The sequence below is a fragment of the Microbacterium sp. NRRL B-14842 genome (assembly GCF_050470785.1).
Genome location: NZ_JBFLUM010000001.1, coordinates 1,147,054 through 1,168,047 on the forward strand (window position 1 = coordinate 1,147,054; position 20,994 = coordinate 1,168,047).

At 68.7% G+C, this 20,994-nt stretch carries 19 protein-coding genes; 13 read left to right on the forward strand and 6 right to left on the reverse strand.

Annotated elements, in window-relative coordinates; all coding sequences use genetic code 11:
• The first annotated feature begins 100 nt into the window (after window positions 1-100).
• A complete protein-coding gene (locus tag AB1285_RS05770) occupies window positions 101-1,474 on the forward strand; it encodes a glycoside hydrolase family 1 protein (protein ID WP_259952201.1) in 1,374 nt (457 codons plus the stop codon).
• Entirely contained in the window at window positions 1,471-2,709 is a 1,239-nt protein-coding gene (locus AB1285_RS05775; protein WP_370428786.1) for an MFS transporter, read from the forward strand. The genes AB1285_RS05770 and AB1285_RS05775 overlap by 4 nt, the downstream gene beginning before the upstream one ends.
• On the opposite strand, the gene AB1285_RS05780 is transcribed toward AB1285_RS05775, so the two are convergent.
• The 5 genes from AB1285_RS05780 to AB1285_RS05800 all read right to left on the reverse strand — a co-directional run bounded on the left by AB1285_RS05780 (window position 2,701) and on the right by AB1285_RS05800 (window position 9,199).
• Complete coding sequence (locus AB1285_RS05780; RefSeq protein ID WP_259952206.1) at window positions 2,701-3,432, reverse strand: alpha/beta fold hydrolase; 732 nt, start codon at window positions 3,430-3,432, stop codon at window positions 2,701-2,703. The genes AB1285_RS05775 and AB1285_RS05780 overlap by 9 nt on opposite strands.
• Before the next feature lie 74 nt (window positions 3,433-3,506).
• Window positions 3,507-5,219 carry an ABC transporter family substrate-binding protein gene (locus tag AB1285_RS05785; RefSeq protein WP_187661673.1) on the reverse strand — a complete coding sequence of 571 codons (1,713 nt, stop codon included), beginning with the start codon at window positions 5,217-5,219 and terminating at the stop codon, window positions 3,507-3,509.
• 131 nt (window positions 5,220-5,350) lie between these two features.
• Window positions 5,351-7,279 carry an ABC transporter ATP-binding protein gene (locus AB1285_RS05790; RefSeq protein WP_187661672.1) on the reverse strand — a complete coding sequence of 643 codons (1,929 nt, stop codon included), beginning with the start codon at window positions 7,277-7,279 and terminating at the stop codon, window positions 5,351-5,353.
• Window positions 7,276-8,214: an ABC transporter permease gene (locus AB1285_RS05795; RefSeq protein WP_062766635.1), complete on the reverse strand. Its 939-nt coding sequence runs from the start codon at window positions 8,212-8,214 to the stop codon at window positions 7,276-7,278. The genes AB1285_RS05790 and AB1285_RS05795 overlap by 4 nt, the downstream gene beginning before the upstream one ends.
• A gap of 1 nt (window position 8,215) precedes the next feature.
• Window positions 8,216-9,199 (reverse strand): ABC transporter permease, encoded by a 984-nt coding sequence (locus AB1285_RS05800; protein WP_101845332.1) that lies wholly within the window; start codon window positions 9,197-9,199, stop codon window positions 8,216-8,218.
• Window positions 9,200-9,441: 242 nt separating this feature from the next.
• On the opposite strand from AB1285_RS05800, the gene lepA reads away from it, so the two are divergent.
• Window positions 9,442-11,310 carry a translation elongation factor 4 gene (gene lepA / locus AB1285_RS05805; protein ID WP_370428785.1) on the forward strand — a complete coding sequence of 623 codons (1,869 nt, stop codon included), beginning with the start codon at window positions 9,442-9,444 and terminating at the stop codon, window positions 11,308-11,310.
• A gap of 107 nt (window positions 11,311-11,417) precedes the next feature.
• On the opposite strand, the gene AB1285_RS05810 is transcribed toward lepA, so the two are convergent.
• Window positions 11,418-11,744 (reverse strand): GIY-YIG nuclease family protein, encoded by a 327-nt coding sequence (locus AB1285_RS05810; protein WP_370428784.1) that lies wholly within the window; start codon window positions 11,742-11,744, stop codon window positions 11,418-11,420.
• A gap of 232 nt (window positions 11,745-11,976) precedes the next feature.
• On the opposite strand from AB1285_RS05810, the gene AB1285_RS05815 reads away from it, so the two are divergent.
• From AB1285_RS05815 to era, 10 genes are all read left to right on the forward strand, one after another.
• Window positions 11,977-12,630, forward strand: a complete 654-nt coding sequence (locus AB1285_RS05815) for a DUF1990 family protein (RefSeq protein ID WP_187661669.1) — start codon at window positions 11,977-11,979, stop codon at window positions 12,628-12,630.
• Window positions 12,630-13,847 carry a radical SAM family heme chaperone HemW gene (gene hemW, locus AB1285_RS05820; protein WP_187661668.1) on the forward strand — a complete coding sequence of 406 codons (1,218 nt, stop codon included), beginning with the start codon at window positions 12,630-12,632 and terminating at the stop codon, window positions 13,845-13,847. Before AB1285_RS05815 ends, hemW begins: the two co-directional genes overlap by 1 nt.
• Before the next feature lie 109 nt (window positions 13,848-13,956).
• Complete coding sequence (hrcA, locus tag AB1285_RS05825) at window positions 13,957-14,988, forward strand: heat-inducible transcriptional repressor HrcA (protein ID WP_280564282.1); 1,032 nt, start codon at window positions 13,957-13,959, stop codon at window positions 14,986-14,988.
• Between the two features lie 36 nt (window positions 14,989-15,024).
• Entirely contained in the window at window positions 15,025-16,140 is a 1,116-nt protein-coding gene (gene dnaJ / locus AB1285_RS05830; protein WP_280564284.1) for a molecular chaperone DnaJ, read from the forward strand.
• Window positions 16,141-16,142: 2 nt separating this feature from the next.
• Window positions 16,143-16,871 (forward strand): 16S rRNA (uracil(1498)-N(3))-methyltransferase, encoded by a 729-nt coding sequence (locus AB1285_RS05835; protein WP_366236756.1) that lies wholly within the window; start codon window positions 16,143-16,145, stop codon window positions 16,869-16,871.
• Window positions 16,872-16,909: 38 nt separating this feature from the next.
• Entirely contained in the window at window positions 16,910-17,257 is a 348-nt protein-coding gene (locus tag AB1285_RS05840; RefSeq protein WP_101845350.1) for an HIT domain-containing protein, read from the forward strand.
• A gap of 46 nt (window positions 17,258-17,303) precedes the next feature.
• Window positions 17,304-18,329, forward strand: coding sequence for a PhoH family protein (locus tag AB1285_RS05845; protein WP_232089241.1), 1,026 nt, complete (start codon window positions 17,304-17,306; stop codon window positions 18,327-18,329).
• Complete coding sequence (ybeY, locus tag AB1285_RS05850; protein ID WP_025103688.1) at window positions 18,326-18,787, forward strand: rRNA maturation RNase YbeY; 462 nt, start codon at window positions 18,326-18,328, stop codon at window positions 18,785-18,787. Before AB1285_RS05845 ends, ybeY begins: the two co-directional genes overlap by 4 nt.
• On the forward strand, window positions 18,784-20,076 hold the full coding sequence (locus AB1285_RS05855; protein WP_259952213.1) for a hemolysin family protein: 1,293 nt from the start codon (window positions 18,784-18,786) through the stop codon (window positions 20,074-20,076). The genes ybeY and AB1285_RS05855 overlap by 4 nt, the downstream gene beginning before the upstream one ends.
• Complete coding sequence (gene era / locus AB1285_RS05860; protein WP_187661663.1) at window positions 20,069-20,965, forward strand: GTPase Era; 897 nt, start codon at window positions 20,069-20,071, stop codon at window positions 20,963-20,965. The genes AB1285_RS05855 and era overlap by 8 nt, the downstream gene beginning before the upstream one ends.
• The last annotated feature ends 29 nt before the right edge of the window (window positions 20,966-20,994 follow it).

Consider the following 20,994-nt stretch of genomic DNA (forward strand, 5'->3'; position numbering starts at 1 on the left):
TGGGATCGTGCGAAACGACATCGCCCAGGCGAGACGCCGTCGCGCGGAAGGCGGGACCGGGTGCAGAATCATCCACAACGACGACGACGTCAGGAGCCCGATGACCCCCCTCAGCACCGACCCGACCGCGCGTGCGCGGCTACGCTGGTCCGCCGCCACCTCATCCGTCCAGATCGAGGGTTCCCGTCGTGCTGACGGTGCGGGACGGTCGATCTGGGACGACGAGATCGCGAAGCCGGGACGAATCCGGGACGGCTCGACCGCGGAACCAGCGTGCGACAGCTATCGCCGTGTGGAGGATGACGTCGCCCTGGCAGCCGGACTCGGGCTCGATCGCTACCGGTTCTCGATCCCGTGGGCGCGCGTGCAGCCGGACGGTCACGGACCCGGGAACATCGCAGCGCTGGACCACTACGCCCGCGTCGTCGATGGTCTGCTCGCGGCCGGTGTCACCCCGTTCCCGACCCTCTATCACTGGGAGCTGCCGAGCGCGGTCGAGGCCGACGGTGGCTGGCTCGCCCGCGACACCGCCGAGCGCTTTGGCGAGTACGCCGCCCTCGTCGCCGCCCGTCTCGGTGACCGGGTGTCCTCCTGGTACACGCTGAACGAGCCCGCCATGACGACACTGCAGGGCTACGCGGTCGGGGCACTCGCGCCGGGGAGACAGCTCCTCTTCGGTGCGCTTCCGACCGTGCACCACCAGCTGCTCGCCCATTCCCGAGCCGCAGAGGCGCTGCATGCCCGAGGTGCGGCGAGCGTCGGTCTCGTCAACAACCACACCTGGGTCCTGCCGCTGCGGGACACCGAGGAGGATCGCACCGCTGCCGCGGTGTACGACCTCCTGCACAACCGGTTGTTCAGCGAGCCTCTGCTGTCCGGGACGTCACCGCACCTGGAGGCACTCGGACTCCCGCCGCTGCCCATCCTCGGCGACGACCTCGCCCGCATCGCGGGATCGATCGACTTCTACGGGGTGAACTTCTACAACCCGACGACCGTCACCGCCGGTGCTCCGGATGCCGACATCCCGTTCGAGATCGTGCCCACGCCCGGAGTCCCCGTCACCGGGTTCGGACCGGAGTGGCCGATCATGCCGTCCGCCCTGCGCGACCTCCTCATCGATCTGCACCGACGACACCCGGACATGCCACCGATCATCATCGGGGAGAACGGAGCGTCCTTCCCCGAACCCGACGTCGCCGGTGCCGTCGAGGATGCCGACCGGATCGCCTACCTCTCCACGCACATCGACGCGGTGGGCGAGGCCCTCGATGCCGGCGTCCCGGTCGAGGAGTACACGGTCTGGTCCCTGCTCGACAACTGGGAATGGACGGACGGCTACACTCAGCGGTTCGGTCTCGTGCACGTGGACTTCTCGTCGGGGGAGCGCACTCCGAAGGCTTCCTACGGGTGGTACCGCGACCTCGTCGCCGGCGCTCGTGAGGCCAGGGACGCCGCGGCGGCACGGGCATGACCGGTACCCCAGGCCTCGTCGCCCGCCGCGCCGGTCTTCGCTGGATGTCGCTGTTCACGCTCGCCTGGCTCGCCATCTGGACCGTCCAGCTCACCCCGGTCCAGCTCCTTCTCCCGCTGCAGCTCGACACTCCGGAGGACGACTGGATCCGCGGCGTCGTCTCCTCCGGGATCGTGCTCGGAGTGGGTGGTCTCGCCGGCGTCGTCGCCGGGCCGCTCGCCGGGGCGCTCTCGGATCGAGCCCGCGCCGGCGCGCACCGGCGGCGGCCATGGGCTCTGGGAGGGGTCGCGCTCACGGCCGTCTGTCTCGTCCTCACCGGGTTCGCCGAGGGCCCATGGGCAGTCGGCGCCGGCTGGGTCGGCGTCTCGATCGGCGTCGCCGTCTCCTCCGCCGCGTTCACCGCGCTCATCGCCGACCAGCTCCCGACGACGCAGCGCGGTGCCGCGTCCGCCGCGGTCGGGTCGAGCCAGGCGGTCGGGATCGTGCTGGGGGTAGGGCTCGTCGTGCTGCTGGGCCTCGACATCGTCGCCGGGTATCTGCTCCTCGCCGGCATCATCGCGGTGGTCGGGGTCGCGGCGGCGCTGCTGCTGCCGGACCCGCCGAGCACGGAGGCGCTGCGTCCTCAGCGCATCGGGCGGCCCCGCCTGGCGTCGCTCCGCGACCGCGACTTCGCCTGGATGCTCTCCGGACGACTCGTCACCAACATCGGCAACGCCCTCGGCACGGCGCTGTTCCTCTTCTTCCTCCTCCACGGCCTCGGACAGGAGAGCACGACCGCACAGGACAACCTCCTCCTGCTGATCGTCGTATACACGGTCTTCGTGGTGCTCGCCTCCGTGATCACCGGAATCGTCTCCGACCGCACCGGGGAGCGGCGCCGGCTCGCCGTGGGGGCCACGGTCGTGCAGGCGGCGTCGGGTGTGGTGATCGTGGCCGCACCGACCTTCGAGATGACGATGGTGGCCGCCGCGTTCATGGGCGTCGGCTACGGCGCCTTCTCGACGGTGGGCCTCGCGTTCGCCGCCGATCTGCTCCCGGATGAGCAGGATCACGCGCGCGATCTCGGAATCGTGAACGTGACCGCCGCCCTCGGACAGCTCATCGGGCCCGTGCTCGGCGCAGGACTCGTCGCCCTGGCCGGCGGGTTCTGGCTCGTCTTCCTGGCGGCGGCCATCCTGTCGCTCGTCGGGGGAGCGCTCACCGCTGCCGCGCGGCCGCGGGTGTCCTCAGCGTGACGCCGCGCGCTCCTCGATCGTCGCGATCGCGAGGGCGAGGACGGCGTTGAACACCCGCGGACGCATGGCGGTGAGCAGGTGCGTGGTCCGCGGCACGACGATGAGCTCCGCCTGCGGGGCCAGGCGCCGGAACAGGGGCTCGTTCAGCCGGAGCTGATCGTACTGGCCGTTCACGAACCACAGGGGTACCCGGATCCGGGGGACCGCGGCGGCGACGTCCAGGGCGGCGAGGCTGCGGAGCGTCTGGTCCTGGATGTCCAGCGCATATCCTCCGGCGGAGAAGTCGCCGCGGTTGTCCTCGGGGATCGTCGCGGCGAGCATCCGCTGCGTCAGCCACATGCCGCGGTCCGGCAGGGAGTCGACGGCCCGGGCGAACAGCCGATAGGCACGCAGCCCGGGGCCGCGGGGGAGCGACGTGCACGCGGCGGCGACGAGTCCGTCGACAGGGGGAGGCTCGGCCCCGCCCGTGTACGCGAGGGAGAGCAGCCCGCCCATCGAGTGGCCGACCAGCAGGACGGGGCCCTTCTCCGCGGCGGCGCGGACGGCCGCGTCGATCGTGTGCAGCGCCTCGTGAAGGGTGAAGTCCTCGTCCATCCGGCTGCCGTGGCCGGGGAGGTCGACGGCGGTGACGGGGAGCCCGTGCGCCTCCAGGTACTCGACCTGCGACCGCCACATCGTGGCGGACGTGCGGATGCCGTGCACGAGGACGGTCTGGACGGTCACGCCTTCAGCATAAGGAAGCGGGGCCGGTGGATGGACCACCGACCCCGCTTCGACACGAGATGTGTCAGAGAGTGTTACTTCTCCCAGCCGACGTTCTCGACCGGCGTGACACCGAACAGGTCGAGACCGACGTAGGGCTCCGGCGTGAGGTTCGCCAGGCCGTTCTTGACCACGTAGATCGAGGGGCCGCTGTACAGCGGGATGAGGCCCCACGTCTGCTCGATGATCTTCGGCTCGAGGTCCATCGCCGCGGTGGTCCAGGACTCCGCGTCCTTCTGGCTCTCGACCTCGTCGGCGATCTGCTTGTCGATCTCCTCCGTGCCGGTCGCCGACAGGTTCAGACCGCTGTCCGAGCAGTAGAGCTGGCAGAACCAGGCCGGGCCGAACGGGTCGGAGTCGGTGAAGCGGAGCGAGACGACGTCCCAGTTCTTCGTGGTGAAGTCGCTGGAGAAGTCGGCGGAGGCGCGGACATCGATCTTGAGGTCGATGCCGATCTCCTTCTGCTGCGCCTGCAGCGACTTCGCGAGGGCCTCGATGGTCGGGTCCTCACCGAAGATCGGGAACGTGACGGAGAGCTTCTCGCCATCCTTCTCGCGGATGCCGTCCTCGCCCTCGGTCCAGCCGGCGTCGTCGAGGAGCTTCTTGGCGCCCTCGACGTCGTGCTTCAGACCGGCTTCGGCGAACGAGTCCTTGTAGCCGTCCTGGAACGAGTACAGGTTGAGCGAACCGGCGACCGGCTCCTCGTAGCCGAGGCCGTTCCACGCGATCTGCTTCTGCTGGTCGACGTTCACGCCGAGGAAGAACGCCTTGCGCACGTCGATGTCCTCGAACTGCGGCTTGTCGGCGTCGACGAGCAGGACCGTCTTGGCGGTCTGCTGCGCACGGCGGACGACGGTGTCGTCCACTTCCTGGACCTGCTTCAGGCGGTCGTTGGTGTTGGCGCCCACCATGTCGATCTCGCCGTTCTTGAAGGCGTTGATCGAGGCGTCGGGCTCCATGGCCGTGAAGGTGACCGTGTCGAGCAGCGGCGCGTTGCCCCACCACTCGGGGTTCGGCTTGAACGAGACGAAGCCGCCGTTCGCGTCGAACGTGTCGACGGTGTACGGGCCGGCGCCCCACTCGGGGTGCATGTTGCCGATGAAGGCCTCGTTGAACACGGCCGGGTCGGCGATGTCCGGGTGCAGGACGCCACCCGTGAGGAAAGCCATGGACGGCCAGGCGTAGATGCCGTCGAACGTCACGACGGCGGTCTTCGCGGTGTCACCCTGCTCGACGGTCTTGATCTGCTTGTAGCCGTCGGTCGCGTTCGGGTTGAAGCCCTCGTCGTAGGAGCGGTTGGCCTTCCACGTGGCGTCGATGGACGTCCAGTCCATGTCGGTGCCGTCGTTGAAGTGCGCCTCGTCCTTGAACGTGAAGGTGATGGTCGTGTTGCCATCCTCCTCGCCGATCTCGTACGCATCGAGGTAGGCGTCGTTCTTCGTGACCTCGCCCTCCGGCGAGACCAGGAGGATCTGCGGCATGTACCACGACCACAGGCGAGCGGTGTCAGCACTGGCATCGCTGTTGAAGCCGTTCAGCTGCTCCGGGATCTCGTTGATGGGGAAGTTGACCTCGCCACCTTCCTGGAGGTTGCTGCGGTCCTGCGGGTTGTAGTCGGCGGTCTTGGTCTCGACCTTCTCGCCGTTGTCCCCGCCACCGGTGTTCCCGGAACCGCTCGCGCAGCCCGCGAGGGCGAGTGCGAGGGCGCCGCCGATCGCGACCGCCCCCAGCAACTTCTTGTTCTTCATGGTGCTCCTTTCGCCTTTCGGCGTTTCATAAAGGGAAGACTAGTTCGAGCTTTATCCCGGTACACCGCACTGCGGTGAATGCCGCCTAACCGTTATCGGACGGTGACCAGGAACGGGCGCATGGTTTCGGGTCAGACCGTCGCGGGCTTCGTCGACATCGTCTCGGCGTCGAAGACCACCCGCTCACGGGTGCGCTCGATGTCGGGATCCGGCACGGGGATCGCCGACAGCAGCGCCTTCGTGTACGGGTGCTGCGGGTCGTCGAAGACCTGGTCGACGTCGCCGTGCTCCACGAACTCGCCGAGGTACATCACGGCCACGCGGTCGGCGATGTGACGCACCACCGAGAGGTCGTGCGCGACGAAGAGGTACGAGAGCCCGAGCTTGGTCTTGAGTTCGTCGAGCAGGTTGATGACGCCGGCTTGGATCGAGACGTCGAGCGCGGACACCGGCTCGTCGAGCACGACGATCTTGGGGTTCGTCGACAGGGCCCGGGCGATGCCGATGCGCTGCCGCTGACCGCCCGAGAACGCCTGCGGGAAGCGGTCGCTGTGCGCGGGGTTGAGCCCGACGAGGTCCATGAGCTCGTCCACCCGCCGGTGCGCCTCCTCCTTGGGAGTGCCGATCGCGAAGAGCGGCTCCGAGATGATGTCGGCCACCGTCATGCGCGGGTCGAGGGCTCCCATCGGGTCCTGGAAGACGATCTGGATGTCGCGGCGCAGGGCGCGCTCGACCTTGCGGCTGTGGATGTCGTTGACACTGGTGCCGGCGATGACGATGTCGCCCTCGGTCTGCTTGACCATGTCCATGATCTGCAGCAGCGTCGTCGTCTTGCCCGAGCCCGACTCGCCGACGATGGCCATCGTCTCGCCCTCGCGCACGTCGAAGCTGATGCCCTTGATCGCCTGGACCTCGCCGACCTTGCGCTTCAAGAACGCGCCCTTGACCAACGGGAACGTCTTGCGGAGGTTCTTCACCTCGAGCGTGATCGGCCGCTCCTCACGCGGCGTCCGTGTGAGGTCGCTCTCCGGGACGGGGCGGACGGGGTAGACGGGCAGGCCACCGAGGAGGCCGCCGTCCTCGATCTCGTGCGCGCGGATGCAGGCCGCCTGATGCAGGTCGCCAGAGCCCGTCGGCACGGGGAGCAGCTCGGGCTCCTTGGCGCGGCAGGCGTCCATGACGATCGGGCAGCGGTCGGCGAACGGGCAGGCGTCCGGGAGGTTGATGAGCAGCGGCGGGTTCCCCTTGATGGGGGTCAGCGGCTCCTTCTCGGCCTTGTCCACGCGCGGGATGGCGCCGAGCAGACCGATCGAGTACGGCATGCGGGTCTTGTGGAACAGCTCGCGCACGGGCGCGTGCTCCACGGGCTTGCCGGCGTACATCACGAGCACGTCGTCGGCGGTGCGGGCGACCACGCCCATGTCGTGCGTGATCATGATCACCGCCGCGCCGGTCTCGTCCTGCGCCTTCTCGATGAGGTCGAGGATCTGCGCCTGGATGGTGACGTCGAGGGCCGTGGTGGGCTCGTCGCAGATGATGAGCTTCGGATCGTTGGCCATCGCGATGGCGATGACGACACGCTGCCGCATGCCTCCGGAGAACTCGTGCGGGAAGGACTTCATCCGCCGCTCGGGCTCGGTGATGCCGACGAGCTTGAGCAGCTCGACGGAGCGGTCCCAGGCGTCCTTCTTGGACAGGCCGCGGTGGACCGTGAGGGCCTCGATGAGCTGATCGCCGACCGTGTAGACCGGCGTGAGCGAGGTCAGCGGGTCCTGGAAGACCATCGACATGCCGTTGCCGCGGATGACCGACAGCTGCTTGTCGCTCATGCCGACGAGTTCCTTCCCGTCATACATGATCGAGCCGGTGACCTTGGCGTTCTCGTCGAGGAGACCCATGATCGCGAGCGAGGTCACGGACTTGCCGGAGCCGGATTCGCCGACGATGCCGAGGGTCTTGCCGGCTTCGAGGTCGAAGGAGACGCCGCGGACGGCGTCGACGCGGCCGGCCTCGGAGGCGAAGCTGACCTTGAGGTCGCGGACGGAGAGGACGTTGGTCATGCGCGGCCTCCAGCAGCCGAGGTGGGATCGAGGGCGTCGCGCAGGCCGTCGGCGATGAGCGCCATCGACACGGTGAGCAGGGTCAGCGCCGCCGCCGGGAAGTAGAACAGCCAGGGCGCCGTGGTCAACGAGCTCGAGCCGGCGCCGATGAGGGCACCGAGCGACACGTCGGGGATCTTGACGCCGAAGCCCAGGAAGGACAGGCCCGTCTCCGTCACCACGGCGTTGACGACGCCGAGGGTGAAGTTGATGACGAGGAGAGAGCCGATGTTGGGCAGGAGGTGGCGGAGCACGATGCGCATGCCGCCGACGCCCATGTACCGGGAGGCACTGACGTACTCGCGCTCGCGGAGCGACAGGGCCATCGTCCAGATGACGCGGGCGGGGAAGTACCACCCGATCACGAAGATCATGATGAGGGCGATGACGCGCCAGTCGCCGCCGGCCTTGTTCGAGATCATCGCGAGGATGAGGAAGCTCGGGATCACCATCATGAAGTGGATGACCAGGAGCGAGATGCGCTCCGTCCAGCCGCCGAAGTAGGCCGCGGCCGTGCCGACGAGCGCGGACACGATCGTGACGCCGACGGAGACGGTGATGGCGATCATGAGCGACCGCTGCAGGCCGACGGCGACCTGGGCGAAGAGGTCGTTTCCGGCGTTGTTCGTGCCGAACCAGTGTTCCGCGGACGGGGGAGTGCTGAGGTTCAGGAAGTCGAGTTCGATGTGGTCGTACCGGGCGATGAAGGGCCCGAGGATGGCGAACAGCACGAGGACGACGAAGATCACGAGGCCGATGAGGGCTCCGCGGTTCCGGGAGAAGCGTCGCCAGTACAGCGTCCACTTCGACAGCCGCTTGGTGGCGACGCGGGTGGTCTCCGGGCCGGCGGTCTCCGGCTCCGGGTGGATGGTCGGGTCGAGCATGTCGGTGCTCATGTCAGCTCACTCTCACGCGCGGGTCGAGGACGACGACGGCGATGTCGGCGAGGATGGCGCCGATCGCCGTGAGGACCGCACCGAAGGCGGCGATCGCGACGGTTCCGTGGATGTCGTTCTTGGTGATGGTCTCGATGAAGTACCGGCCCATGCCGTTCCACGCGAAGATCGTCTCGGTCAGCACCGCTCCGGTGAAGATCGCGGGGATCGTGAAGGCGACCTGCGTGGCGACGGGGATGAGCGACGTCCGAAGTGCGTGCTTCCGGATGGCCTGCTGCTTGGTCAGGCCCTTCGCGCGGGCCGTCCGGACGTAGTCGGCGTTGATGTTGTCCAGGAGGAGCGATCGCTGCAGGAAATGGATGCTGGCGTAGCCGGTGAGCACCAGCGCGATCGTCGGCAGCGTCAGGTGTTGCAACACGTCTATGAGCGTGGGGAAGAAACCCTCGACGCCTTGGCTCGCGTTGCCGGTCACGTAGAAGATGCGGGTGCCGGTGGCGTTGTTCAGGCCGATCGCGAGGAGGACGATCGCGAAGGCCGCGACGACGATCGGGATGTTGAGCGTGATGATGCTCGTGGCCTGGCCGATGCGGTCGGCGAGCTTGTACTGCCGAGACGCGGTGTAGACGCCGAGCGCGATGCCGAGGACCGTCGTGAGGATCGTCGCCCCGAGGACGAGCTCTGCGCTGACCCACATGCGGTAGGCGACCTGCTCGTTGACGGAACCCCCGGTCGGGCTCACGCCCCAGTCCCAGCGGAGGAGGATGCCGGTGAACCAGGTCCACCACCGCTCGATGAGCGGGACGGTGTCGCTCAGGTTGCGGGGAGCGAGGGTGTTCACGATCTGCTCTTCGGTGAGCGGAGGGCGACGACCCACATAGTTGCTGCGCGGATCGAGGAAGCCCCACGCGAGGAAGTAGGTGAGGTTCGTCGCGACCACGATCATGAGCAGCCAGCCGAGGGCACGGCGCGCGAGGTACTTGATCAAGGGGGATTTGTCTTTCTCTTCTCCAGACGCGCTCGGGGTCTGCCGACGCAACGCTGAGCCGGGCGGATGATCGGGTGTCATCCGCCGTTCCGCGCGACGCGACAGCCCTCACGGAGTCTGTGACGGAGTCGTATCGCTTACGGGATCCGGTGTCACGGATTGATCCCGGGCAACTTCGGGAGACTATCACCGATACGCCCGAATGGGGATTATGAGAGCCCTCACCGTACAATCGACGGGACATGTCCCCACGCGCTCTCACCCCTCTTCAGCCTGCCGCGACGCCGGCTGCGCAGATCCGCAATTTCTGCATCATCGCCCACATCGACCACGGCAAGTCGACCCTGGCCGACCGCATGCTCCAGATCACCGGCGTGGTCGCGGAGCGGGACATGCGCGCCCAGTACCTCGACCGCATGGACATCGAGCGTGAGCGCGGCATCACGATCAAGAGCCAGGCGGTGCGGATGCCCTGGGCGCTCGCCCAGGCGCAGGGGGCCGACGAGGTCTTCGCGCTCAACATGATCGACACACCGGGTCACGTGGACTTCACGTATGAGGTGTCCCGGTCGCTGGCCGCGTGCGAGGGTGCCATCCTCCTCGTCGACGCCGCGCAGGGCATCGAGGCCCAGACGCTCGCCAACCTCTACCTCGCGCTGGAGAACGACCTCCACATCATCCCCGTCCTCAACAAGATCGACCTCCCGGCCGCCGATCCCGAGAAGTACGCGAAGGAGCTCGCCTCGCTCATCGGCGGCAAGCCCGAGGACGTGCTGCGGGTCTCGGGGAAGACCGGCATTGGGGTCGAGGATCTGCTCGACCGGATCGTCGAGGAGATCCCGGCTCCGGTCGGGGACGCGGACGCACCGGCGCGCGCCATGATCTTCGATTCCGTGTACGACGCCTACCGCGGTGTCGTCACCTACGTGCGGATGGTCGACGGCAGCCTCTCGCCCCGCGAGCGCATCCAGATGATGTCCACGGGCGCGAACCACGAGGCCCTCGAGGTCGGCGTGTCGAGCCCGGAGCCCACTCCCACCAAGGGTCTCGGCGTCGGCGAGGTGGGCTACCTCATCACCGGCGTGAAGGACGTGCGTCAGTCGAAGGTCGGCGACACGATCACGAACGCCCGCAAGCCCGCGGCGGAAGCTCTTCCCGGCTACACGGACCCCAAGCCGATGGTCTTCTCGGGTATCTACCCGATCGACGGCAGCGACTACGCGGAACTGCGCGAGGCGCTCGACAAGCTGAAGCTCTCCGATGCCTCGCTGCAGTACGAGCCGGAGACCTCTGTGGCTCTCGGGTTCGGATTCCGCTGCGGCTTCCTCGGCCTGCTGCACCTGGAGATCGTGACCGAGCGCCTCGCGCGGGAGTTCGGCCTCGACCTCATCACCACCGCGCCGAGCGTGATCTACGAGGTGCTCACGAGCGACACCGGCGAGACCGTCACCGTCACGAACCCGAGCGAGTACCCCGATGGGCGCATCGGCTCGGTGTCGGAGCCCATGGTCAAGGCAGCCATCCTGTTGCCCAAGGACTACGTCGGCACCGTCATGGAGCTGTGCCAGTCGCGTCGTGGCACGTTGCTCGGCATGGAGTACTTCTCCGAGGAGCGCGTCGAGCTGCGCTACAACATGCCGCTCGGCGAGATCGTGTTCGACTTCTTCGACCAGCTCAAGTCCAAGACGCAGGGCTACGCCTCCCTGGATTACGAGCCCTCGGGGCAGCAGGAGGCCGACCTCGTCAAGGTCGACATCCTGCTCCAGGGAGAGAAGGTCGACGCGTTCAGCTCGATCGTGCACCGTGACAAGGCGTACGCCTACGGCACGATGATGGCGGAGCGGCTGCGCAAGCTCATCCCTCGCCAGCAGTTCGAGGTGCCGATCCAGGCCGCGATCGGTGCCCGCATCATCGCTCGCGAGACGATCCGCGCGATCCGCAAGGACGTGCTCGCGAAGTGCTACGGCGGTGACATCACCCGTAAGCGCAAACTCCTCGAGAAGCAGAAGGAGGGGAAGAAGCGCATGAAGATGGTGGGCCGCGTCGAGGTCCCCCAGGAGGCGTTCATCGCCGCTCTCTCCGGAGACGTCGAGACCAAGGACAAGAAGTAGCCTCGGTTCTTCCGGGCTGCCCGCGCTGTGTCGCTGAGCTCGTCGAAGCGCGCGGTTCTCAGCGTCGGTCCACGCTGGGTCGCTGAGCTTGTCGAAGCGCGCCGTCCTCAGGGGCTGCCCGCGCTGGGTCGCTGAGCTTGTCGAAGCGCACTGTACGAGGTCGACAACGACGGAAGGTCCTCCCACCGGCCCTCGATCAGCGCCATCTTCTTCCGACGGCTCCACCCCTGGATCTGCTTCTCCCGGAAGAAGGCAGCGTCGACGGTGTCGAAGTGCTCCGCGTACACCAGTGAGACCGGTCTCCGGCGCCGCGTATGACTGGCGGAGAAGGCGTCGTCGTGGTTGTGCTCCCAGACGCGGGCTTCGAGGTCACCGTTCGTGCTGCCCGTGTAGAAACTGCCGTCTGCGCATTCGAGGATGTAGGTCCATGGCATCGGGCCATCATGGCGGAGGTGCGTGCGGCTTGGCCGGAGAGTGCGGAGATCCCTTCGACAAGCTCAGGAACCCAGCGGTGTGGAGGAGCCTTGGACTGAGTGTTGTGCGCCCTTCGACACGCTCAGGGACCCAGCCCTTCGACACGCTCAGGGACCCAGCATCATCCGGGGGATGTGACGGCGTGCGGCGCGGGGGGTGTTCGCTCAGGGAACCCGAAGTAGGCTGGAACTCATGCGGCGCGGGACTTTCCGAGACGACACGGTGGACTATGCGGCCGTGGGTGCGACCCACGCCCCGGATCTGATGCAGTACCCGCCGGAGCGCAGCATCCCGGCGGAGGAATCCTGGCGCATCGGCAGCGGTGAGGAGCGTTTCCAGACGGCCGGCGAAGCCCTGCTCTCGTGGACGGCGCAGCGCGCCGCCGGGCTCTCCGTGGAAGACGTCCGTCCTGCTCCGGGTCCGGCGTACGCGGGCGTGAGCTTCGACGCCGAAGGCAACCCGATCGCACCGAGCAAGCGCGACGTGGAGCCGCGGTACGACGCGGAGGGGATGCCCTTCGTGGGCGCGGGCATGACGCTGCACCTGCGCGGCCGTGTCGGTGGCATGCGCGCCGATTCGGAACTGCGGGTGATCTCCGTCACCGAGGAGACCCGCCGGATCGGCTTCGTGCTGGGCACGGTGGGCGGATCCGTGGTCCGCGGCGAGGAGTCGTTCGATGTGGACTGGCGTGAGGACAACGACGAGGTGTGGTTCACCGTCCGCGCCTTCGACGCCCCGAACACGCTGCTCTATCGCCTCGTCCCCGCCCTCATGAAGCGCCGCCGTCGCGAGCTCTTCGCGCGCTACCTCCGCGCGATCTCCCCGCTCTACGCGACCCCGGTGTGATGGCGGGACCGCTTCCGCTCGGGGATCCCGCGCCGCCGGACGGGCGACTCCCTGCCGACCTCCCGATCTCCGCGGAGACGCCGTTCTCCGCCTACCTCCACATCCCGTTCTGCCGGGTGCGCTGCGGCTACTGCGACTTCAACACGTACACGTCCAGCGAGCTCCGCGGGGCGAAGCAGGAGGACTACGCGTCCACCCTCATCGGCGAGATCGCCCTCGCCCGCACCGTGCTGGAGGACGCCGGAGCGCTGCGGCCGATGGACACGGTGTTCTTCGGTGGCGGCACACCCACGCTGCTGCCGGCAGGCGATCTGGCGCGGATGCTGGGAGCGGCCACCGCGGCGTTCGGGCTCGCTCCGGGTGCCGAGGTGACGGTCGAGGCCAATCCCGACACGGTGACGCCGGAGGTCGCGCGCATCCTCGCAGAGGCGGGGGTCACGAGACTCTCCGTCGGCATGCAGTCGGCCGTCCCGCACGTGCTCGCCGCGCTCGATCGGACGCATCGGCCCGAGAACGTGCGCACCGCGGTCGCCGCCGCGAAGGACGCAGGCCTCGCCGTCAGCGTCGACCTCATCTACGGCGCGCCGGGGGAATCGCTCGCGGATTGGGAAGCATCCCTGGACGCCGCGCTCGCCCTGGAGTCCGACCACATCTCCGCGTACGCGCTCATCATCGAAGACGGCACGAAGCTCGCGCGGCAGATCCGTCGTGGCGAGGTGCCGACACCGGACGACGACCTGCAGGCGGACATGTACGAGATGGCGGACGAGCGCCTCGCCGCCGCCGGGTTCGAGTGGTACGAGGTCAGCAACTGGGCCCGCAGCGAAGGGCAGCGGTCGCGGCACAACCTCGCATACTGGCGGGGGAGCGACTGGTGGGGCTTCGGCCCCGGGGCGCACAGCCACGTGGCCGGGCTCCGGTGGTGGAACGTCAAGCACCCGGCGGCCTACGCACAGCGGCTGGCCGCCTCATCCTCGCCGGCGGCAGGTCGCGAACGTCCCGACCAGGAGGCGCAGACGCTCGAGCGCATCCTCCTCCTCAGCCGCATCCGCGAAGGGATCGCGGTGACGGACGTCCCGGAGCGGAACAGGGACCGCGTCGCCGGGCTCATCGCCGACGGCCTGATCGATGCGCCGGCGGCGATCCGCGGTCGCGTGCAGCTCACGCTGCGCGGTCGCCTCCTCGCCGACGCGGTGGTGCGTGAGCTGACGGACTGAGCGACGCCGCCCGGGCCGTCCCGCCTTCGGAGAACTCCCGATCGCAGGAGGTAGGATTGGCACTCAGGGCGGCAGAGTGCCAGCACCCGGTCGGCGGGAAGGGGAACCCATGGTCACAGAGCGAGGGCTGCAGGTTCTCCGCGCGATCGTGCAGGACTACGTCGAGACGCACGAGCCCGTGGGCAGCCGTTCCATCGTCGACCGCCATTCCTTCGGCGTCTCGGCCGCGACGATCCGCAACGACATGGCGCAGCTGGAGGACGAAGAGCTGATCACGGCTCCGCACACGTCGTCCGGGCGCGTCCCCACGGACAAGGGCTACCGGGTGTTCGTGAATCACCTCGCCCAGCTCCGACCGCTCTCCACCGCGCAGCGCTCGGCCATCGAGTCGTTCCTCGCCGATCCGGCCGACCTCGACGATCTGATGGTCCGTACTGTCCGCGTGCTCACGCAACTCACCGGACAGGTCGCGCTGGCCCAGTACCCGTCGTTCGCGCGGGCCCACGTGACGCACGTCGAACTCGTGACGCTCGCTCCCAACCGGCTCCTCACGGTCCTGGTCACGGACGCCGGCGGGGTATCACAGCGGATCACCGCGCTGCCGGACACGATCGACGAAGCGGACCTCGCGGTGCTGCGCGCTCGACTGTCCGCCCTCATCACCGGGCAGGCGATCGCGGCGGCTTCCGACCGCCTGCAGGCACTCCTCGCCACGGAGGAGACCCCCCAGGACCGCGTTCTCCGCGCCGTCGCCGGAGTCGTGATCGACGAGCTCGGCGGCTTCCGGCAGGAGCGGCTCGTGATGGCGGGCGCGGCGACCCTGGCGCGACGGGAACAGGACTTCCGCGGCAGCATCCATCCCCTCCTCGAGGCCATCGAGGAGCAGGTCACGCTGCTGCGGCTGATGAGCGAGATGGTGCCGGACGAGCACGGCCTCGCGGCGAGCATCGGCACCGAGAACGCCTCCTTCGGGCTCGGCGAGGCGTCGATCGTGGCCAGCAACTACGCGGCACCCTCGGGGACCGCGCGGGTCGGTGTCATGGGACCGACCCGGATGGACTATCCGAGCAACCTCGCAGCGGCACGGGCGGTCGCCCGCTACCTGTCGCGGATGCTCGACGACGACGAGGCCGGCCGCTGAGGCGGCCCCACGGAAAACACGCGCAGAAAGGCGATTGTGGCGGACCACTACGAGGTTCTCGGGGTGTCCCGGGACGCTTCCACCGACGAGATCAAGAAGGCGTATCGGCGCCTGGCACGGCAGCTCCACCCGGACGTGAACCCGGGCGAGGAGGCCGCAGAGAAGTTCAAGCTGGTCACGCACGCCTACGACGTGCTCAGCGACGAGGAGTCGCGCCGCCGCTACGACATGGGCGGCGGTGACGGCGCGAACAACTTCGGCGGCGGCTTCGGCGGCTTCGGCGACATCTTCGAGACGTTCTTCGGCGCGTCCCAGGGCGGCGGCCGCGGCGCTCGTCCGCGGTCACGACGGGAGCGCGGGCAGGATGCCCTCGTCCGGGTCACACTCGACCTGGGGGACGTGGTCTTCGGTGCGCACCGCGACATCGAGGTGGACACGGCTGTGCTCTGCGAGACCTGTCAGGGCTCGTGCTGCCAGGAGGGCACGTCGCCCGTCACCTGCGACATCTGCGGTGGCACCGGCCACGTGCAGCGTCAGGTGCGCAGTCTGCTCGGCAACGTCGTCACCTCTCAGCCCTGCGGCACCTGCGAGGGCTACGGCACGACCATCCCGTACCCCTGCGGCACCTGCGGCGGTCAGGGACGCGTCCGGTCGCGCCGCACGGTGTCCCTCGACATCCCGGCGGGCGTCGAGACCGGCCTGCGGCTGCAGCTCCCGGGTTCCGGCGAGGTCGGACGCGCCGGTGGCCCGAACGGCGACCTGTACGTCGAGGTGACGGTCAACCCGCACCCCGCGTTCAGCCGCGACGGCGACGACCTGCTCGCCACGCTCGAGGTGTCCATGACCGACGCCATCCTGGGCACCGAGACCTCGATCGAGGGGCTCGACGGGGAGGTCGACCTGGAGATCCGCGCGGGCGTGCAGTCCGGCGACGTGCTGACCATCAAGGGACGGGGCATCACGCCGCTGCGCGGCACCCAGCGTGGCGATCTCCGCGTCGGTGTGCAGGTGGTCACCCCCACCAAGCTCGACTCCGCGCAGCGCAAGCTCATCGAGGACTTCGCGAAGAAGAACAAGGCGCCGGGCCCGCAGCTCGCGCAGTTCCAGCAGGGCCTGTTCTCCAAGCTGCGCGACCGGTTCCGTACTCACTGATCGTGGCGCTGCACTTCCTCGTCGAGTCCGCGGGCGACGCCGCGGTGGGCGGTCTCGTGTCGCTGACGGGCGCCGAGGCCAAGCATGCGGCCGTCGTCCGGCGGCTGCGCGTCGGCGAGACGGTCACCGTCGGCGACGGTCGAGGCGTCTGGCTGACCGGCGTCGCCGAGGAGGTGTCACCGTCGCGCGTCGATGTCCGGATCGCCGAGCGCGTCGAGCACGAGCCGGCGACTCCGCGTCTCGTGCTCGTGCAGGCGCTCGCGAAGGGCGACCGCGACGAGCTCGCGGTGCAGGCGGCATGTGAACTGGGCGTCGACGAGATCGTGCCGTGGCAGGCGAGCCGGAGTGTGTCGCGCTGGGAGGGGCCGAAGGCGGTGAAGGGACGCGAGCGCTGGGCGACGATCGTCCGCGAGGCGGCCAAGCAGGCGCACCGGACCTGGGTGCCCGAGGTGGCCGCCCCCGAGTCGACCGCACAGCTTGCGGCGCGCGCGGCGACGCAGCGGGTGCTGCTGCTCGACCCGACCGCTCCGGCCCGGCTCTCCACGCTCGTTCCCGACGACCGTGACCTCGTGCTCGTGGTGGGTCCGGAGGGCGGGATCGCTCCGGAGGAGCTCGAGAAGCTCGCGGCGGCCGGCGCTGAGCGCGTCCTGCTCGGCGACACCGTGTTGCGCACCTCCACTGCGGGACCTGCCGCCATCGCCGTGCTCTCGGTGGCCCTCGGCCGCTGGTGACCGGCCGCGGCCCGCGTCCCCCCCAGTAAGCTGAGAGCATGAGCGAACCCTCGATCTTCACGCGCATCCTCACCGGGGACATCCCGGGGGAGATCCTGCTCGACACCGGTCGCGTCTTCGCGATCCGCGACATCGATCCGCAGGCGCCGCTCCATGTACTCGTCATCCCGAAGACCGAGGAGTACCGCGACGTGACCGCACTCGCAGCCGGGGACCCCGAGCTGCTGGCGGAGATGGTCGCCGCCGCCAAGCGCATCGCCGAGGAGCACGCCAACGGCGAGTACCGCCTCATCTTCAACAACGGCGCGAGTGTCGCGCAGTCCGTCTTCCACGTGCACGCCCATGTGCTCGGCAACCTCGAGGAGAACAAGCTCGTTGGCTTCTGACGATCAGGAAACCGTCACCGAAAGGCTCTACGCCGACGGTGTCGCGATGGTGCAGCTGCTCGGTCCCCAGGACCGGCTGCTGCGGATGCTGGAGCGGGAGCACCGCGACGTGCAGGTGCTCGTCCGCGGCAACGAGATCACGCTCACGGGTGAGCGCGAGGCCGTCGCCAAGGCCAAGAACCTCGTCGACGAGCTGCTCGCGATGACCAAGGCCGGCCACGACCTCGCCCCGAGCGACGTGTCCAGCTCTGCGCGCATGCTCCGCCAGGAGGGTGGCCCGCGTCCCAGCGAGGTGCTGGGCGAGGCGATCCTGTCCACGCGCGGCAAGGTCATCCGGCCGAAGACGCTCGGCCAGAAGGAGTACGTCGACGCGATCGAGGAGAACACGATCGTGTTCGGCATCGGTCCGGCGGGAACGGGCAAGACCTACCTGGCGATGGCGAAGGCCGTCCAGGCGCTGCAGCGCAAGGAGGTCACGCGCATCATCCTCACGCGTCCGGCGGTCGAGGCGGGGGAGCGCCTCGGGTTCCTCCCCGGCACGCTCACCGACAAGATCGATCCGTACCTGCGGCCGCTCTACGACGCGCTCAACGAGATGATGGACCCGGAGATCGTGCCGCGCCTGATGGCGACCGGGACCATCGAGGTCGCGCCGCTGGCGTACATGCGGGGGCGCACGCTCAACGACTCCTTCGTCGTGCTGGACGAGGCGCAGAACACCACGCCCGAGCAGATGAAGATGTTCCTCACCCGTCTCGGGTTCGGGACGAAGATGGTCGTCACCGGCGACATCACCCAGGTCGACCTCCCGCAGGGAGCCTCCGGTCTCCGCCTGGTCACCCGCGTGCTCGACGGTATCGACGACATCCACTTCTCCCGCCTGACCAGCGACGACGTGGTGCGGCACTCGCTGGTCGGTCGCATCGTCGACGCGTACAGCGAGTACGACGAGCGCCGCGTGGCGCAGCGCACCGAGCGCGAACAGGCGCACGAGTTCGCCAACCGTGCCGAGCGACGCGGTGCCCAGCGACCAGGACCACGCGATCGCATGCCGAAACGAGGGCTCTCATGATCGAGATCAACAACGAGTCGGCGATCGATGTCGACGAGACCGTGCTGCAGCGGCTGACCGACTTCAACCTCGCGCAGCTCCACGTCAGCGCGGACGCCGAGGTCGCCATCGTGCTCGTCGACGAGGGGGCGATGGAAGCGCTGCACGTGCAGTGGATGGACGAACCGGGCCCGACCGACGTCCTCAGCTTCCCGATGGACGAGCTCCGTCCCGGTACCGAGGACCGGCCGACGCCCCCCGGGCTGCTCGGCGACATCGTCCTCTGCCCGCAGGTCGCGGAGACGCAGGCGCAGGCCGCCGGCCACACGCTGATGGACGAGCTCATCCTGCTCACCACGCACGGACTGCTGCACCTTCTCGGCTTCGATCACGCGGAGCCGGATGAGGAGCGGGAGATGTTCGGTCTGCAGAAGCAGCTCATCCAGGGCTTCGCCGCGTCCGAGCGTCGCCGGCGATGACGGAGCTGCTGCTGCTCGTCGCCGCCGTGCTGCTGGTGGCGTTCGGCGGCCTCATGGCCGCGATCGACGCGGCATACGGCGTGACCTCCCGTGCCGGCCTGGCCGACATGGCGACCGAGGGCCGCCGTGCGAAGGCGCTGGAGCGGATCGCCGGCGACCTCGACGCGCACGTCAACGCGGTCGCCTTCATCCGCGTCCTCGCGGAGGTGACGGCTGCCGTGCTCGTCACCGTGGCGTTCACGATCGTCTTCGAGAACATCTGGTGGGCGATGCTCGCCGCCGCCATCCTGATGACCGGCATCACCTTCGTCCTCGTCGGGGCGAGTCCGCGGACCTTCGGGCATCAGCACGCCGAGAGCATGATCCGGGGGAGTGCGAACGTCGTCCGGGGATTGCGCATCATTCTCGGGCCGATCGCCCAGGGCCTCGTCGTCTTGGGCAACCGCGTCACCCCGGGGACCGGACGCAGCTCGTTCTCGAGCGAGGACCAGCTGCTGAGCATGGTCGACGAGGCCGCCTCGAACGACCTCATCGAGGAGGACGACCGCGACCTCATCCACTCGGTGTTCGACTTCACCGACCAGTTCGTCCGCGCGGTGATGGTGCCGCGGACCGAGATGGTCACCGTGGGCGCGGAGGCGACGACCGACGAGGCCATGTCGCTCTTCCTGCACCGCGGCGTGTCCCGGATGCCGGTCGTCGACGATGAGGCCGACGATGTCGTCGGGGTGCTCTACCTCAAGGACCTCGTGCAGTTCGCCTACCGCGACGACAGCGCCTGGCGCGCCGCCTCGATCCGTCCGATCGCTCGGCCTGCCACGTTCGTTCCCGAGTCGATGCGTGCGGAGACGCTGCTGCAGCAGATGAAGCGCGACGCGGTGCACGTGTGTCTCGTAATCGACGAGCACGGCGGCATCTCCGGCCTGGTGACGCTGGAGGACCTCATCGAGGAGCTCGTGGGGGAGATCTCGGACGAGTACGATCAGGTATCCGCCGAGTTCGTCGACCTGGGCGACGGCCGCTATCGCGTGAGCTCCCGGCTCTCGCTGGAGGACGTGGGCGATCTGTTCGGCCTGGAGCTCGAGGACGAGGACGTCGACTCCATCGGCGGTCTGCTCGGCAAGACGCTCGGCCAGGTGCCGCAGCCCGGTGCGACGGCCACCGTCCACGGCCTCGTGCTCACCGGCGGGGCTTCCCGCGGGCGGGGCCGAGGGATCGCGACGGTGTTCGTGGAGCGGGCAGCAGAGCCCGAAGATGTGCAGGATGAAGGAGAACGGCGCGATGACTGAAGACACCCGGAGCGGGTTCGTGACCTTCGTCGGACGGCCGAACGTGGGCAAGTCGACGCTCACCAACGCCCTCGTCGGCGAGAAGATCGCCATCACGAGCGAGAAGCCGCAGACCACGCGTCGAGCGATCCGCGGCATCCTCAACCGCCCGGACGGACAGCTCGTCATCGTCGACACCCCCGGCATCCACAAGCCGCGCACGCTCCTGGGCGAGCGGCTGAACGACCTCGTCGAGCAGGTGCTGGGCGACGTCGATGTGATCGGCTTCTGCGTGCCCGCGACCGAGAAGGTCGGCCCCGGCGATCGCCGCATCGCCGCTTCGCTGGACGGCTACCCGCGCGCGCAGAAGATCGCCATCGTCACGAAGACCGACGCGGCCGGGCGCGATGAGATCACCGAGCGGCTGATGGAGGTGGACTCCCTCCGCGAGGACTGGGCCGCCGTGATCCCGCTGTCGGCGCTGACGCGCGATCAGCTCGAGGTGCTGGCGGACGAGATCCTGCAGCTCATGCCCGAGGGGCCCGCGCTCTACCCCGAGGGGGTCACCACGGACGAGTCGACGGAGGATCGCATCGCCGAGATCATCCGCGAGGCCGCCCTCGACGGCGTGCGCGATGAGCTCCCGCATTCGATCGCCGTCGTGGTCGACGACATCGCCCCGCGCGAGGACAGCGACCTCACCGACGTGCACGCCTCCATCGTGGTCGAGCGGGACAGCCAGAAGGCCATCATCATCGGCCACAAGGGCAAGCGCCTCCGCGACGTGGGTGCCCGCTCCCGCGCGGGGATCGAGGAGCTGCTCGGGACCCGCGTGTTCCTCGGGCTCCACGTCAAGGTCGCGAAGGAGTGGCAGCGCGATCCCAAGCAGCTCGGCCGGCTCGGGTTCTGACATGCAGGCCCGCAGGACGTCGGAGGCGG